At 34.5% G+C, this 14,360-nt stretch carries 13 protein-coding genes; 5 read left to right on the top strand and 8 right to left on the bottom strand.

Annotation, left to right across the window (positions count from 1 at the left end; translation table 11 throughout):
- Positions 1-169 precede the first annotated feature (169 nt).
- The 4 genes from AC6CH4_RS03590 to AC6CH4_RS03575 all read right to left on the bottom strand — a co-directional run bounded on the left by AC6CH4_RS03590 (position 170) and on the right by AC6CH4_RS03575 (position 3,870).
- Entirely contained in the window at positions 170-808 is a 639-nt protein-coding gene (locus tag AC6CH4_RS03590; protein WP_489237492.1) for a LysE family transporter, read from the bottom strand.
- A gap of 44 nt (positions 809-852) precedes the next feature.
- Complete coding sequence (gene trmB / locus AC6CH4_RS03585) at positions 853-1,530, bottom strand: tRNA (guanosine(46)-N7)-methyltransferase TrmB (protein ID WP_375031154.1); 678 nt, start codon at positions 1,528-1,530, stop codon at positions 853-855.
- A 202-nt stretch (positions 1,531-1,732) separates the two neighbouring features.
- Positions 1,733-3,115, bottom strand: a complete 1,383-nt coding sequence (locus AC6CH4_RS03580; RefSeq protein WP_498100226.1) for an ammonium transporter — start codon at positions 3,113-3,115, stop codon at positions 1,733-1,735.
- 263 nt (positions 3,116-3,378) lie between these two features.
- Positions 3,379-3,870, bottom strand: a complete 492-nt coding sequence (locus AC6CH4_RS03575) for a nuclear transport factor 2 family protein (protein ID WP_498100224.1) — start codon at positions 3,868-3,870, stop codon at positions 3,379-3,381.
- A gap of 387 nt (positions 3,871-4,257) precedes the next feature.
- Between AC6CH4_RS03575 and AC6CH4_RS03570 the strand changes: the two genes are divergently transcribed.
- The gene (locus AC6CH4_RS03570) at positions 4,258-4,935 is read left to right on the top strand and encodes a hypothetical protein (RefSeq protein ID WP_498100222.1); all 678 of its coding nucleotides are present in this window, start codon (positions 4,258-4,260) and stop codon (positions 4,933-4,935) included.
- 390 nt (positions 4,936-5,325) lie between these two features.
- On the opposite strand, the gene AC6CH4_RS03565 is transcribed toward AC6CH4_RS03570, so the two are convergent.
- Entirely contained in the window at positions 5,326-5,640 is a 315-nt protein-coding gene (locus AC6CH4_RS03565) for an HPF/RaiA family ribosome-associated protein (RefSeq protein ID WP_026982687.1), read from the bottom strand.
- A gap of 432 nt (positions 5,641-6,072) precedes the next feature.
- On the opposite strand from AC6CH4_RS03565, the gene AC6CH4_RS03560 reads away from it, so the two are divergent.
- Positions 6,073-6,306 carry a hypothetical protein gene (locus AC6CH4_RS03560; protein ID WP_498100220.1) on the top strand — a complete coding sequence of 78 codons (234 nt, stop codon included), beginning with the start codon at positions 6,073-6,075 and terminating at the stop codon, positions 6,304-6,306.
- A 126-nt stretch (positions 6,307-6,432) separates the two neighbouring features.
- On the opposite strand, the gene AC6CH4_RS03555 is transcribed toward AC6CH4_RS03560, so the two are convergent.
- Both AC6CH4_RS03555 and AC6CH4_RS03550 read right to left on the bottom strand, forming a co-directional pair.
- Positions 6,433-7,458 (bottom strand): toll/interleukin-1 receptor domain-containing protein, encoded by a 1,026-nt coding sequence (locus tag AC6CH4_RS03555; protein ID WP_498100218.1) that lies wholly within the window; start codon positions 7,456-7,458, stop codon positions 6,433-6,435.
- Between the two features lie 950 nt (positions 7,459-8,408).
- Entirely contained in the window at positions 8,409-8,678 is a 270-nt protein-coding gene (locus AC6CH4_RS03550; protein WP_498100216.1) for a hypothetical protein, read from the bottom strand.
- 80 nt (positions 8,679-8,758) lie between these two features.
- Between AC6CH4_RS03550 and AC6CH4_RS03545 the strand changes: the two genes are divergently transcribed.
- Positions 8,759-8,965 carry a helix-turn-helix domain-containing protein gene (locus tag AC6CH4_RS03545; protein WP_498100214.1) on the top strand — a complete coding sequence of 69 codons (207 nt, stop codon included), beginning with the start codon at positions 8,759-8,761 and terminating at the stop codon, positions 8,963-8,965.
- Positions 8,958-10,940: a DUF2075 domain-containing protein gene (locus AC6CH4_RS03540; protein WP_498100212.1), complete on the top strand. Its 1,983-nt coding sequence runs from the start codon at positions 8,958-8,960 to the stop codon at positions 10,938-10,940. The genes AC6CH4_RS03545 and AC6CH4_RS03540 overlap by 8 nt, the downstream gene beginning before the upstream one ends.
- Positions 10,941-11,281: 341 nt before the next feature.
- Here AC6CH4_RS03540 and AC6CH4_RS03535 read toward each other — a convergent pair whose 3' ends face one another.
- Positions 11,282-13,756 carry an AsmA family protein gene (locus AC6CH4_RS03535; protein ID WP_498100210.1) on the bottom strand — a complete coding sequence of 825 codons (2,475 nt, stop codon included), beginning with the start codon at positions 13,754-13,756 and terminating at the stop codon, positions 11,282-11,284.
- A gap of 241 nt (positions 13,757-13,997) precedes the next feature.
- On the opposite strand from AC6CH4_RS03535, the gene trxA reads away from it, so the two are divergent.
- Positions 13,998-14,315, top strand: a complete 318-nt coding sequence (trxA, locus tag AC6CH4_RS03530) for a thioredoxin (protein ID WP_012023423.1) — start codon at positions 13,998-14,000, stop codon at positions 14,313-14,315.
- Positions 14,316-14,360: the final 45 nt, after the last annotated feature.

Here is a 14,360-nt window from a genome sequence, read left to right as displayed (position 1 = left end):
GATCAAATATAAATCTTTTAATCCTTAATAAGTTGAATATTTTACCAAATAGAAGATAGGTTTAGTAAAAAAATATATCCCTTTAAATCTGCTTAAATCTGCAAAATCTGCGTGAAATATTTTTTTACCACAAAAGAGCAAATCCCTTAATCTGTGGCAAACTAAATCTTTACCCGAAATAGTAATTCAAAATATTAAAAAGAGTAACCACAGCAACTAAACCGGTAATACTTCCAATAATAGTATTCATATTACGCATCAGGTAATCAGTCTTCTTTTCTATTTTTCCGAAGAAGCCAATATAACTGTATAGTGCAGCAAACGAACCCAAAACAGAACCCATTACAAAAGTAAAAATGATATTGCTTTCAAATACAAAAAGGTGGTAAGAAGCTAAAGTAACACTTACCAAAACGTAATATGGAATCGGGAAGAAGTTCAGGCCTGAAAGCAACATTCCTAAGAAGAAACGGCTTTTTTTACTGCTCTTTTTGATTTTCGATTTCTTTTTGGTTTTCGGTTCTTTGGCAATAAATAAAAAGTATATCGTCAAGATCGAAAAAATAACAAATCCTACTTCGCGCAGCAACGTTACAACATCAGGGCGATTGTCAATAACGTGCGCAAACAGAAGAGCTACATAAACCTGAAAAAAAATCACTACAAGCGCTCCCAAAACAAACCATAAAGCATTTTTTCTTCCTTCTTTCAAATTTACTTTAGCTGCGGTCATGTTGATTAAACCAGGCGGAATAATCCCAATGAAAGCGGCAATGAAACCTGAAAGTAATGGAGTAATTAAGACCATTCAGTTGTTTGATGGGTTAGTGAAATCTGTTTTTCAAAATTAAATTAGTCTTTAATTTTGAAACGAATATACGTAATTGCCTTGTTAATTTCTAAATATTGTTTTTCGTAAAAAGTCTGAAAAGCAGTAACTTCTTCCGGACTTCCTTCGTTTTTATATACATTATGGTTGGCATATAAAACCTCGTGGCCTTCACCATGAAGCAATCCAAGGGTGTAGCCGTGCATGAATTCACTATCGGTTTTAAGATTTACGACACCGTCTTTTTTAAGGATTTTTTTGTACAATTTCAAAAACTCAGAATTCGTCATTCTGTGTTTTGTTCTTTTGTATTTGATTTGCGGATCCGGAAAAGTAATCCAGATTTCGTCTACTTCATTTTCGTTAAAAATATGGTCAATCAATTCAATTTGAGTTCGAATAAAAGCGACATTATGCAATCCGTTTTCAACAGCGGTTTTAGCACCTCTCCAGAAACGTGCTCCTTTAATATCAATTCCGATAAAATTTTTGTCCGGATATCTTTCTGCTAATCCAACAGAATATTCTCCTTTTCCACATCCTAATTCTAAAACTAATGGATTGTCATTTTTAAAGAAATCAGAGTTCCATTTTCCTTTTAAAGGCATTAAATCGCCTACAACTTCTTCTCTGGTTGGTTGAAAAACGTTTTGAAATGTTTCGTTTTCTCTGAATCTTTTTAGTTTATTTTTACTTCCCACTTTTACAAAAATTTTCAGCAAAATTAAGGAATATAAACGAATGAAAATAGCGCAATTACGTTTAAAGTTTTTTGCTACGATTTTTTATATTGAGGGTCTTTTTTTTAACCGCAAATTTCACAAATTTCCGCGAATTAATATCAATGAGCAAAGTCAAAAAAATTTGTGGAAATTTGTGTAATTTGTGGTAAACTTTTTAATATCACCCGTAATGCGGTTCCGTAATTGGTTTTGATTTTGGATCTAAAGTTTCATCGTGTTGTGATAAATCCAGTCCGATGTGTTCTGATTCTTCTGAAACTCTTAGTGGGATTATGAAATTCGTCACTTTGAATAAGAAATAAGCTCCGAAGAAAGTAAAAATAGAAACCAGTACCAACGCCATCATATGATGTCCGAAAACACTCCAGCCTCCGTGTAACAAACTCGCATCTTCACCGTGAGCGAAAATAGCAGTCAGAATCATTCCCATAATTCCACCAACACCGTGACAGGCAAAAACGTCAAGCGTATCATCAAATCTTTTAGAGAAACGACAGTTTACTACTGAATTTGAAACCAAGGCGGTAACGAATCCAAAAAACATGCTTTCAGGAACCGATACAAATCCTGCAGCAGGAGTAATGGCAACTAAACCTACTACAGCACCAATACAGGCTCCTAAAGCGGATACTTTTCTGCCGTTCATACGGTCAAAGAAAACCCAGGTTAACATGGCTGCTGCCGATGAAGTGGTCGTTGTTGCAAAAGCCATTGCAGCAGTTCCGTTGGCCGCAAGCGCTGAACCCGCATTGAACCCGAACCAGCCAAACCAAAGCATTCCGGTTCCTAATAACACAAACGGAATATTGGTTGGAATATGGTCGCTGTTTTTTCTTTTTCCTAAAACCAGAACTCCGGCCAAAGCAGCGAATCCTGAGCTCATATGCACTACTGTTCCTCCGGCGAAATCTTTAACGCCAAAATAACTTCCTAAAACTCCGGTTGGATACCAAACGGCGTGACATAAAGGAGCGTATATGAAAATGGTAAATAAACTGATAAAAATTAAATAAGAGATAAAACGAACGCGCTCTGCAAACGAACCTGTAATAATTGCCGGAGCGATAATCGCAAATTTCATTTGGAACAAAGCAAAAAGCATAAACGGAATCGTGCTTGCCAGTTTTTTATGTGGTAAAATATTAACGTAATCCATAAAGGCAAAAGTGGTTGGATTTCCGAAGAAGCTGTAAAAATGTTCTCCCGATCCAAAACCTACCGGATCTCCAAAAGCTAAACTGAAGCCAACGACAACCCATAAAAGCGTTACAACGCCCAAACAGATGAAACTTTGTAACATGGTTGAAATGACATTTTTCTTACCTACCATTCCGCCATAGAAAAAAGACAATCCTGGCGTCATGATCAAAACCAGACAGCAAGACGTTAACATCCAGGCAACATCGGCAGGAACGATTTGATCTAAAGTGCCAAATTCTGATAACACGTAATTGTTTTCGGTAACTGTTGGCCAAAATGCGCCCGTAATACAAACTAAACTTATAATAATAAAGGAAATGATCCAGCGTCTTTCTATTTTCATTTTTCAAATACTTTATTGAACCCTATTTTTTTTGGGGTCAAAGTTAAAAAAAAATAAAGATTTTGATTTTGAGGGCTGTAAAAATAGAGGCTAAGTTTTTATTTTAGTCAATATTGTAAAATTCGGGTTGTTTTTTTGAGACAATGTTATTTTGGGCTTCTAAATTTCGGCTAATATTGTCAATTACATTATAATTAAATTGATATAATTTTTTGTAAAGCCTTAGAAAAGTTAGGATTATAAGAAGAAACTTAGAAAATGTTTTATTTTTTCTTTAGCTTCTCAATCAAAGCGTCTTCGATTGGTGCTTTTATTTTAATTGCAGCATTCACTTCGTCATTCGGAACGGTCATCGATAAAACATAATGCTGAATTTTCCATTCTTTTCCCACTTTAACCAAAACGCCAGAACCGCGACAAATTTTCATTTGTGTATTAAGCAATTCATCAAACCAGGCAACATTTCCGGTTTTATCAAAAAAGATATGACGTTCTAAAGCCGTAAAATTCCATGTTTTGCCACTTTTGAAAAAAGGTTGTGCCCATTTTTGAAAGTCTGGTTTTACCCAGTTTTCCGTAGCATCCGTCCCAATGAAAATCGCATCTTCGGTCATGGCATTAAAGTAATCGTCAAATTTTACATCGGCGGCTGCTTTGTGCCAGGCATCGAGTGTTTTGTTGATTTTTTCTTTTTCCGCATTTTGAGCATTTAGAAAAGTAGTAACAAATAATAAAAGTAGGATGGTTTTTTTCATGGTAAAGGTTATTTGAGTTAAAGGTAAGGAAATATTTTTTCACCATATAAGTGATGTAAGTTCATTTAAATGGGATGTTTACTTTGTGCTTAATTTTTTAAATAGAAGCTCATATAAGTATTGGAGATAGGAGTCGCAAGGCTTATTTGTCATCCTGAGGAACGAAGGATCACACAAGGAACTCGACAAAGATTGGCGAGTCTCTATGCGGAGCTACTAGTGTGATCCTTCGTTCCTCAGGATGACAAACTGAACCTAAAAACAAAAACTTTGCGCCTTAGTGCCTTTGTGTGGAAATTCATAAAAACTTAAATTTTCTTAAATTACTTATATGGTTTAAACATAAACATTCATTTACTATATTTGAATGCTCTAAAATACCACATCATGAATCCGAAAATATTTATCAGTTCGATCGTTATTACTTCTTTGCTTTTTGTGTCTTGCAAAAAGGAATTAGAACCTCAGGAAAGTACACCCACTTCTGAATTAGTTAAATTGGGATTGGTAAAAGATACGGCAAAAGTCAAGTCGGTAGTAGAGGCAGCACAGCCACAAACCAATCCGAATACGGTATTGGGAGAAACAAAAGGAATGAATCCGGCACACGGACAGCCAGGACACCGTTGTGATATTGCAGTGGGCGCGCCGTTGAATTCTGCTCCAACGCAAGGACAAACGGCAACGGCTCAGCCAACACAAACAGTACAGGTAAATCCGAATCAGAAAAATATGGTAACCACAACAACGGTTGCGGCTCCGGTAAAAGTGGCAAAAGGAATGAATCCGTCACACGGACAACCAGGTCATAGATGTGATATTCCGGTTGGAGCGCCTTTAAATTCTCCGGTTGCAAAACCAGTTGCTGCAACTTCAACATCAGCACAAAGCGGAAGCACCTCGCAGACTTTTACAGTTACACCACCACCGGCTACAAACGCCAATGCAGTTCCAGCCTTATTAAGTACCGAAGCACCAAAAGTTGCCGAAGGAATGAATCCGGCTCACGGACAACCGGGACACCGTTGCGACATCGCAGTAGGTCAGCCTTTACCGAAATCCTAAATTTTTCCACCATATAAGTGATTATAAGTTCATTTAATTGGGGTGTTTACTTTGCGCTATTTTTTCACCATATAAGTGATTATGAGTTCATTTAATTGGGATGTTTACTTTGCGTTAAATTTGTAAATAATAGAAGGTCATATAAGATTGAACTTAAATTTCACGCAAAGTCGCGAAGTCGCAAAGAAAAATAAACTTTGCGACTTCGCGACTTTGCGTGAGAATTGCCCACCATACGCAACCTAATATGTACTTTTATTATGTCCAGTAAAAAAAATAAGCGCAAAATTATTAAATGAACTTATAATCACTTATATGGTGGAAAATTAAGCACAAAGTTATTAAATGAACTATATCGCTTATATGGTGAAAAAAACGCCCGCTATATATCTAAAATGTTTTCTGTTTCTCGAAAGTAGTGGTCAATGTTTTTTTAGCTTTAGCCAAAGCGCCACTAAAAGCTTTTTCAAGTGTATCTGAGTGTTCTGTAACGGTTATGGGTTGTAGTTTTGCTGTGCGGACTTCGATTACACATTTTTTATCGTTTAAGCTGAATTTCTCGCCATTTTCATCTCCGAAATGTACTTCAACGCGGGTAATTTTTTCTTCAAAACGGGTAAGCCCTTTTTCTAATTCTCCAGAAAAATAAGCTTCTAATCTTTCGTGTCCTTCGATGTTTTTGTCGGTATTGATTTGAATTTTCATATGGTTTATATTTTAATGATTATTCTCAAAGCTATCTTTTTTAAAATGGAAAGCCAAGTGAGTTAATAAAACATTATGAAATTTTAAGCTCATTTTCTGTTATTGCGATTCCGAGGCTTCGGATGAGGAATTCCTATAGTATTGTAAGGCTAAACGAAGTCGTTTGTCAGGCTGAGCGGAGTCGAAGCCCCCGCAAGTAGCTCGACAATCAAAAGCAAATCAAAACTAAAATTATTCCCTGTAATTTTTTTAATTGATACTGAACGCCCGCGTTTTTTGGTATCTTTGCAGTCCTAAACTTCAAGATTATGAATTCAGAAAAACTTCTTGCCCATGTGGTATGCTGGCGGTATTGGAAACAACTGCAACGCTTTCTTGAAGGCGTAGGACAGCTAACCCACATGGGTTTTATATTTCCTAAACTTCAAGATTATGAGTACCAACACGCTTTCAAAAGAAGCCGAAGTCCGGCTAATTGATTTTTTCAACAAATCAGTCGATCCGGAAACTATGGCAAAAACAATTAGACGAATAAATTACCTTTTCGCCTTAAGTGTAATGCGAGAATGCGAAACGCTTCAAACTAATATTACAACCATAGAAAATGGTTTTTATTGGCTGAATGAATTAGCAGAAATTTTAAATCCTTATTTTGAGGTTGAATAAATTAGAATGGAAAAGCCACTGTGAAGTGGCTTTTTTTGTTTTGTTTTCCTGTGTGTTTTGTCATTTTGAGGAACGAAGAATCCCCGCAAGTAGCTCGACAATCAAGAGTAACTAAAAAGAAATATACTATTTTCTAAAGTCTTTTCTTATTTCGTTGCTTACTTCTCCGAGCAAAAATATAAATGCATTCTCAACTATTTCTGTAGATGAAAATTTAAGTGCATCAGATTTCCAAACAACATTTTTCGAGTAATCTAAATCAAATTTGTATTCAATTCTTCTAAGAAGTTGTGGTTCATTATTTGTTGAATAAAAACGATTGTTGTGTTGACTAATGATACCTTTTAGACGTCTTTCCTCAAAGGATACGTGCTGAGCGGTATTTGAATATTCAATATTAAACTGAAAAGTTATACTAAATTTTTCACATCGAATAACTGCAAAAGAAATATCATTGGATTCATAAGCAAAATTCAAGCCTGTGGAATCCTTATATAATGCTACTTTATCATTCAATTGCTTATTAAAATTTTCCATTTCATTTTTCAAAATGACCGCACCGCCAAACGAGTCAATAAGAGCATTTAATTCTTGATTAATTTTCCTTTCGTTTAATAATGCTTTTGCAGTGTCGATAATCGGGTCAATTACTGGCTTGTCAAAATTTGGAATAGCTCCCAATTTTGGAATTTTAATAGCTGGTTGGTCGTAAATGAGTTTTGCTAATTTATGCAATTCAGAATAATAGATTTTATCATCAACCATATTATGATAAATCTTTGATTTAAGGAATCTTGGTGAACTAGTTTTTGAGTCACCTATTCTAAGGATAGGTAGAAATTTAATTTTGGTAATTGGTGATTCAAAAATTTCTTGGGTAATCATCAAGCTTTCATATCCAACTCCACTTTTTCTTTCTTCGGCTCTTGCTTTATAATTAGGTGTAAGTATTATTAAAACCTTATCAGCCTTTTCAATAGACTGTTCCATAAAGTATGTTAGGTCTCTTCCTGCACTTAGCTCGAATTGGTCTAAAATAACTTTTACACCATACTCTTCCATTAAATCAGTTGCAAGCTTTAAAATCCATTCTTGATGTACGGTGTTATCCCAAGAATAAGAGATAAATACTGTTTTTCTTTTTTCTTCCATCTATCAGATACCCTACCTTAAAAGTTTATGATTTTCATCGCTAATGTAAGATTATTTTCCAACTCAGCATTACTGCATTATATTTGTTTTTTTCCAATTACAAATTGAGAGGGCTATATTTAATCTGTATAAAAAATACGTGTTTTAAACAATTTTAACGCGTTGTTTAATAAAAGCAATACAGATTACCATAAATGTGATATTTTAGCTTAAAACAAATAAAACAAGGCTAAAAAGCCATGGTGTGAAGTCGTATTTATTAACAACACAACAAGTGCACTTGTCTCTCATTAATCGGAATATCTGTAAAATACATTTTAAGTAATTGATTTACAGTGCATTAATGCGTGTTTTTTAATTCGTGCAATTTGCCAATATATGTTAATAACAAAATTACTACATAAGTATATTATGAAGTATCTTTACAACAAGGAAAAAGGCATAGAAAATTAGGTAACATTGAAGCCTTGCCTACAACACAAGAAAGGAGTAAATTTGCTCTGGAAATATTATAATAAGAAAAACGTATGAAGATGTACGTAATGATATGTGTAAGTGTACACCCGAACCTGCAAAGCCATCAATGATGGCAGGGTTCATAGGCTTGGTTAAAACGATATTGCTTCGAGGCTCTTTAGTTTTAATCCAACATATTATCGAAAGATATATGTAAATCTTAGAAGGCTCGATAGTTCCCGCTATCGGGTCTTCTTTTTATTATAAAAAGTGTCCTTTACAGTAGTGCAAATGTATCAAATTATTTCGCATATATACAAATTATTTGACAATATTACGTCAAATAATTTACATAAGATTGTTTGAAGTCAGTGTTTTAGCGCAAGTACATATTTGAATAAACGTTAGTTCTGACACCCTTACATAGTTTTATCCAGTATTGCTTTAACCTTTTGAACTGTACCAAGAGATACATCAGCAATGCTACACTCAATTTATCCCAAGTGTATATAGTCAAATATAAAATCATTGATGTCTTCTCCTTCAGAGTCAAATTTTAAAATTATTCTAGAACATAAATTATCAACCCAATTTTCAATTTCTTCTAAAGAATTAATGTCATTGAGAAAAGACAAAAGCTCATTTTGATTTGTAAAATCATCTATAAACATAAGAATGTCTTCCTTAAAGCTATCTGCATAATTTTCATTTGGTTGCGACAAGTAATTTTCTAAATGTTGAATTTTTCCATTAAAGCTTAACATAAGATTTTTATTTCAAAGATAAACAAAACCCGGACTATACTCCGTTGTTTTAGAGTCTACATTTTGCAACTTTTGTTAACATGGATATTAAGCAAAAATTCGGACTTAAAATAAAGGAGTTTAGAAAACTCAAAGGATTGTCTCAAGAAAAGCTAGCCAATTTAGCAGAGATAGACCGAACCTATCTACCAACGATTGAAAAAGGTGAAAGAAATGTTTCTATTGAAGTTGTTGAGCGATTAGCGAAAGCTTTAGAAGTAAAAGTAAGAGACTTATTCGATGAATAGGGCTTATTACGCCAATTCTATTTTCGACTTTTGTATCGAAAATGGAAACAGTATTTATGGGAAAATATCTGGTGAATATGATTTTAATAAACTGACAATTCAGCAATCTAATGCATGGAAAAGTCAAATTGAAATTTTAAAACAAACAATCTTAAGTTTTAACGGAAGAATTTATTTTGAATTTACTATTCCTAGAATGGGCAAAAGAGTTGATAATATCTTAATTATTGATAATTGCATTTTTGTTTTAGAATTTAAGATTGGTTCAAATGTGTATGATAAATATGCAAAAGATCAAGCCTTTGATTATGGTTTGGATTTGAATAATTTTCATGAAGGAAGTCATAATAAAATTATTATTCCCATTTTAATTGCTGACAAAGCAAGCAATATTAGTAATGTCTACAAAAAGAGTTTTGATGCTTTATATGAGACAATTGTAGCAAATGAAAATAATTTATCTGAAGTAATATCCGAAACTTTAATAAAGTTTAAAAGCTCAGAAACTATAAATGTTGAAAATTGGGAAAATTCAATATATAAACCAACTCCAACAATTATAGAAGCGGCTACAGCTTTATATAAAAAACATAATGTTTCTGAAATTTCAAGAAGTGATTCTGGCGCAGAAAATTTATCTGTTACTTCAGAATGTATTTCTGAAATTATAGATTATTCGAAAAATAAAAGTAGAAAATCAATTTGCTTTATAACTGGAGTTCCGGGCGCAGGAAAGACATTAGCGGGATTAAATATTGCAAATTTGCGTTCAAACTATAAAGAGGAAGAACATGCTGTTTTTCTTTCTGGAAATGGTCCGTTAGTTGACGTTTTAAGAGAAGCGTTAGCTAGAGATAAATTTGCAAGTGCAAAAGAGATAAATGAAAAAATAACGATGGATTCTGCTAGATCTAAGATAAAATCTTTTATTCAAAATATTCATCATTTTAGAGATGATGCTATAAAAGATCCCGAAAACTCGCCTATTGAAAAAGTAACCATTTTTGACGAAGCACAAAGAGCGTGGACAAGAGAAAAAGCTTCAAATTTTATGAAAAAGAATAAAGGACTTTTGGACTTTGATAAATCGGAACCAGAATTTCTTATTGAAGTAATGGATAGACATGAAGATTGGTGCACAATTGTTTGTTTGATTGGAGGTGGCCAGGAAATTAATACAGGAGAAGCTGGTTTAGAAGAATGGATTAGACCATTTTTAAATAAGTTTCAAGATTGGGATATTTACTATTCGTCTAAAATTATTGAAGATGAAAATTATATCAAAGACAATGGAGTAATGGCAATTTTAAGTGATAAGAATGCAATAAAGAAAGATGAATTGCATTTGTCAATTTCATTGAGATCATTTAGAAGTGCCCAATTATCTAGTTTTATTCAGGAAATAATAAATAATAATATTGAAAAGGCTAAAGAAATCTATGAGTTTTTTATTAAAGAATCTTATCCAATAAAAATAACTCGTGATCTAGATAAGGCTAGAAATTGGTTAAAAATTTCTGCAAAAGGATCAGAAAGAATAGGTATCGTAGCCTCATCAGGAGGAATTCGTTTAAGACCTTTTGGATTAAATGTGAAAGCTAAAATTGATGCACCAATTTGGTTTCTTAATGATAAGAATGACATTCGTTCATCTTATTTTCTTGAAGAGGTAGCTACAGAATTTGATATACAAGGGTTAGAATTAGATTGGACTTGTGTTGCTTGGGATGGCGACCTATTTTATGACAGTAATAAGTGGAATTATAAAAAATTTACAGGAACTTCTTGGAAAAATATAAATAGTGCTGAAATTACAAATTACTTAATTAATTCTTATAGAGTTTTACTAACAAGAGCCAGACAAGGAATGGTAATTTATATTCCATACGGCAATAATGAAGATGTAACGAGACAGGAATTTATGTATGATGGAACTTTTGAATTTTTTAAATCTTTAGGGATAGAAGAAATTTAATTTTTCTAAACCTTCTCATAAAACCAAGTCCCCTAGCCCTGATAGAAGCGGTATCCTTTTGTGCCGGTGTTCGGCACAAAAGATACAAGTGGATAGCAGGAAAGAGCTCCTAATGAAAAAGAAATTCCAAAATTTAAATTGCTTCACCTATTCGCTATCGCTCGGGTCCAAATTCCAATTCTTTCTTTGTGTAGACTTTGGTGCCAATCTTTGGCGAGTTTCTAGTGTGATCCTTCCTTCGTCAGGATGACAAGATTGTGGCAACTTTGGCGAGTTTCTTGCGTGACTCTTCGACTTCGTTCAGAGTGACAAACTGCGCGTTGTAAGGCGTAATAAATGGATTATCTCTCCTTTTTATTCTTCCCCTTATCCTTCTTCCCCCACTTAATTTTCATTTTCCCGCCATCATCAACAGCAAGTAAATGCAAAACAATGCCACGATCACGTACAGCGTCGCGTTCGGCTTTGGTGGCGAGTTTGGCGTCGTCTTTGGAGTTTCGGAGGGGGATGGTGAGGGCTAAATTGGTGCCGCGGCCAAAGGAATAAATACCCTCGGCATCGAAGTTGAGCACGCTGGAACTTATCGTTAGTTTATTGACATCGACGAGTTCGCCACGAAGTTTGAAATCGCCGGATAAATCGCTGAAGGTGATGTTTTCGACATCGCGAAACGGAAACGCAAATTTGCCCACTTTCATTATAGGTTCAAAGTTGACTAAAGCGCCGTGGCTGACATTGAAAGTCAGATTTCCGTGTGTCGAATTAGGAACCAATTCGCCGTTGCTGTTGATCATACCGGTTACATTGGCCTTGCTGGTGAGTCTTCCGCGGATGTTATTGGGAGAAAACGATTTGATGCCGAAGTTGCTGAACGACTTTAAAAAACTGGTAATATCTACCTGATTGACCTGTGCGTTGGAGGCGAAACTATAATTTTTGCCCGTTGGAGAAAGTGTGGTGTTAAAATTAATGCTTCCGTTACAGGTTTGCAGTGAACCGTTTTTAATCACCAATCGGGAATCGATCATCTGGATTTGGGCTTTTGTATTGGTGGCGGTGAGTTTATTGTAGATGATTTTATCGGCTTTGAGGTTAATGTCGACAATACATTTTTCGATTGCGTCTCGTAATTGATGCGACATAGAAGGTTTTTTTGAAGTCACTTTCTTTTTTTGAGAAGTAGCCAAAACGCCCAGAAACTGTTTGACATCAATACTTGGGCAATAGATATTCCAGTTTACGACCATTTTTTCGGGTGCATCGTAATAGAGATTCAGGAAATTATTGATTCTTCCGTCTATAAAAATGGTGTTGTTTTTATTTTTATAGGCAATTTTATTAATGATCAAAGCTTCTTGTGTAAAATCAAGCTGCACATTGATTTTTTCGGCGTGAACGTTTTTCGGAATAAAATGGAAAGAAACATTTTTAACGTCTACGTTCCCAATAAAACGTGGTTTAGTGATGTATAAATTGACAATATCAAACTGAAATTTTAAGTTGATCGTGGCATGGCCTTCAGTAAAATGAATCCATTTTTCGGTGTTTTCTTCGTTCATAACCGGAAGGTCAAAATCAGAATTTACAACTCCGGTTGCCAAAGGTTTTTCGAGATTGTTGATCGATAATTGCGCAATTTTAAGTGGTACATTTCTGTATTTGGCAGAAAAACGCGTTAGAATTACAGCCGAATTAGCATCGCTAAAACCTTCCTTTGGTTTGAAATTATTGGTAAAAATACCTTTGAAGTCACAATCGGTCAATAAGCCATCCGGAATGCTCAATTCGTTATTGTGCACTTCGGCCTGAACCACAATTCGGGGATCACCTTCGGCATTAAAATCGCCTTTGATGTCGCAATTCACATCGATTTCTTTTTTTAAATTAAAGTGATTCAGCTTGGAACTGATGTTTGCCGATAATAAATTGGAAGCATTTTGCCATAAAATCGTGGTGCTGATATTGATTCCGAATAGCGCGCTGCCTTTGGCTAAATTGAAAAAAGCAATAATATCAAATGCATCGGATCCAATCTTTAAGCCATCGGTTTTTACGTCTATTTTTTCTCTTTCTGCGGAATAAGTAACGGCAAAAGTTCCTTTGAGTCGTTTTTGTTTGGCAAAACTTCCATGAACGGTATTAAACGCCAAACTTCCAATTTGAGTGTCTAAAAAAACATCGGTTTCCCAATCGTCTCCATCGTAATTGACTTTTGATTGTAAACTGGCCACATCAAAATCAAATAATTTATGTCCGATTCGATTGTCTAAAATAAAATGAACTTTGCTGAGGTCGACCTCATCGATTGTGGTTTCACTATCCGATTGGGTTTCGGGTGCTTTTTTCTTTTTCGGTTTAAAGATATCCGAGTTCGAATAGCCGTTTTCGGCTTTATAAAGATAAACCTGAGCGTCGTTGATCAGGATTTTATGAATGTTGATTTCCTTTTGCAGCAGACTCCAGACGTTTAAACGCACTTCTATTTCTTTGGCTTTTAGTAAAGTATGTTTGTGGTTTTTCCATTGTTTGTCTTTGAGTTCGACATCTTTTAGCGCCAAAGTAAAATTCGGCAAACCGGTTAAAAATTTATACTGAAAATCGCCAATATGAAAATCACCGTTTATATTATCGTTGATTTTAGTATTGATTTTGGCCATGATCTCGGTTTTGTTCCGATTAAAATAAATCGATAGTCCCGCACCGGCAATTAAAACTAATGCAATAAGTCCCAAAACAAAAAAGCCAAACCATTTAGCGTATTTTTTAAAACGTGCCGACTGTAAAAATTGTTTTATTTTATGTAAAGTTGCTGCCATCTGGACGAATTTTCTTAATCATTAAAGATAAGATAAAAATTGGTGTCATTTTAATATTTTGGTTTTCAATTTATTAAGATGCAAAGGCTTGTGAATTACAGACATGAAAATTATATAACTATTGACAATGCATTTATAATCAAAACTAATTTGGGAATGGTGTTTCATTCGTATTTAATTTTTAAATTTGTACTCTAGTTTGAAGATTAATAATTCAGACATAATTTAAACCTAAGATATTATGGCATTAGCAATAACAGATGCTACTTTTGACGAAGTAGTTTTAAAATCAGATAAACCAGTAATGGTAGATTTTTGGGCAGCATGGTGTGGTCCTTGTAGAATGGTTGGTCCAATCATTGACCAATTGAGCGATGAGTACGCAGGTAAAGTAGTTGTTGGTAAGGTAGATGTAGATGCAAACCAGGAATTCGCTGCAAAATATGGTGTGCGTAACATACCAACCGTTTTGGTTTTTCATAACGGTGAAGTTGTAGGTAAACAAGTAGGAGTTGCTCCGAAACAAACTTACGCAGATAGTTTAGACGCTTTGTTGTAATCGTAAGATTATAATTGATATAAAAAAGGTTTGGCGAAAGTCAAG

The organism is Flavobacterium sp. GQ95 (assembly GCF_059758655.1).
Note: the sequence above shows the minus strand (reverse complement) of the source record. Positions and strands in the feature narration are given on the sequence as shown.

Excerpts from the sequence above, each read along its gene's own strand:
- AC6CH4_RS03590 (WP_489237492.1), bottom strand. The coding sequence starts at position 808 with ATGGTCTTAATTACTCCATTACTTTCAGGTTTCATTGCCGCTTTCATT.
- AC6CH4_RS03580 (WP_498100226.1), bottom strand. The coding sequence starts at position 3,115 with ATGAAAATAGAAAGACGCTGGATCATTTCCTTTATTATTATAAGTTTA.
- AC6CH4_RS03575 (WP_498100224.1), bottom strand. The coding sequence starts at position 3,870 with ATGAAAAAAACCATCCTACTTTTATTATTTGTTACTACTTTTCTAAAT.
- AC6CH4_RS03570 (WP_498100222.1), top strand. The coding sequence starts at position 4,258 with ATGAATCCGAAAATATTTATCAGTTCGATCGTTATTACTTCTTTGCTT.
- AC6CH4_RS03565 (WP_026982687.1), bottom strand. The coding sequence starts at position 5,640 with ATGAAAATTCAAATCAATACCGACAAAAACATCGAAGGACACGAAAGA.
- AC6CH4_RS03560 (WP_498100220.1), top strand. The coding sequence starts at position 6,073 with ATGAGTACCAACACGCTTTCAAAAGAAGCCGAAGTCCGGCTAATTGAT.
- AC6CH4_RS03555 (WP_498100218.1), bottom strand. The coding sequence starts at position 7,458 with ATGGAAGAAAAAAGAAAAACAGTATTTATCTCTTATTCTTGGGATAAC.
- AC6CH4_RS03550 (WP_498100216.1), bottom strand. The coding sequence starts at position 8,678 with ATGTTAAGCTTTAATGGAAAAATTCAACATTTAGAAAATTACTTGTCG.
- AC6CH4_RS03545 (WP_498100214.1), top strand. The coding sequence starts at position 8,759 with ATGGATATTAAGCAAAAATTCGGACTTAAAATAAAGGAGTTTAGAAAA.
- AC6CH4_RS03540 (WP_498100212.1), top strand. The coding sequence starts at position 8,958 with ATGAATAGGGCTTATTACGCCAATTCTATTTTCGACTTTTGTATCGAA.
- AC6CH4_RS03535 (WP_498100210.1), bottom strand. The coding sequence starts at position 13,756 with ATGGCAGCAACTTTACATAAAATAAAACAATTTTTACAGTCGGCACGT.
- trxA (WP_012023423.1), top strand. The coding sequence starts at position 13,998 with ATGGCATTAGCAATAACAGATGCTACTTTTGACGAAGTAGTTTTAAAA.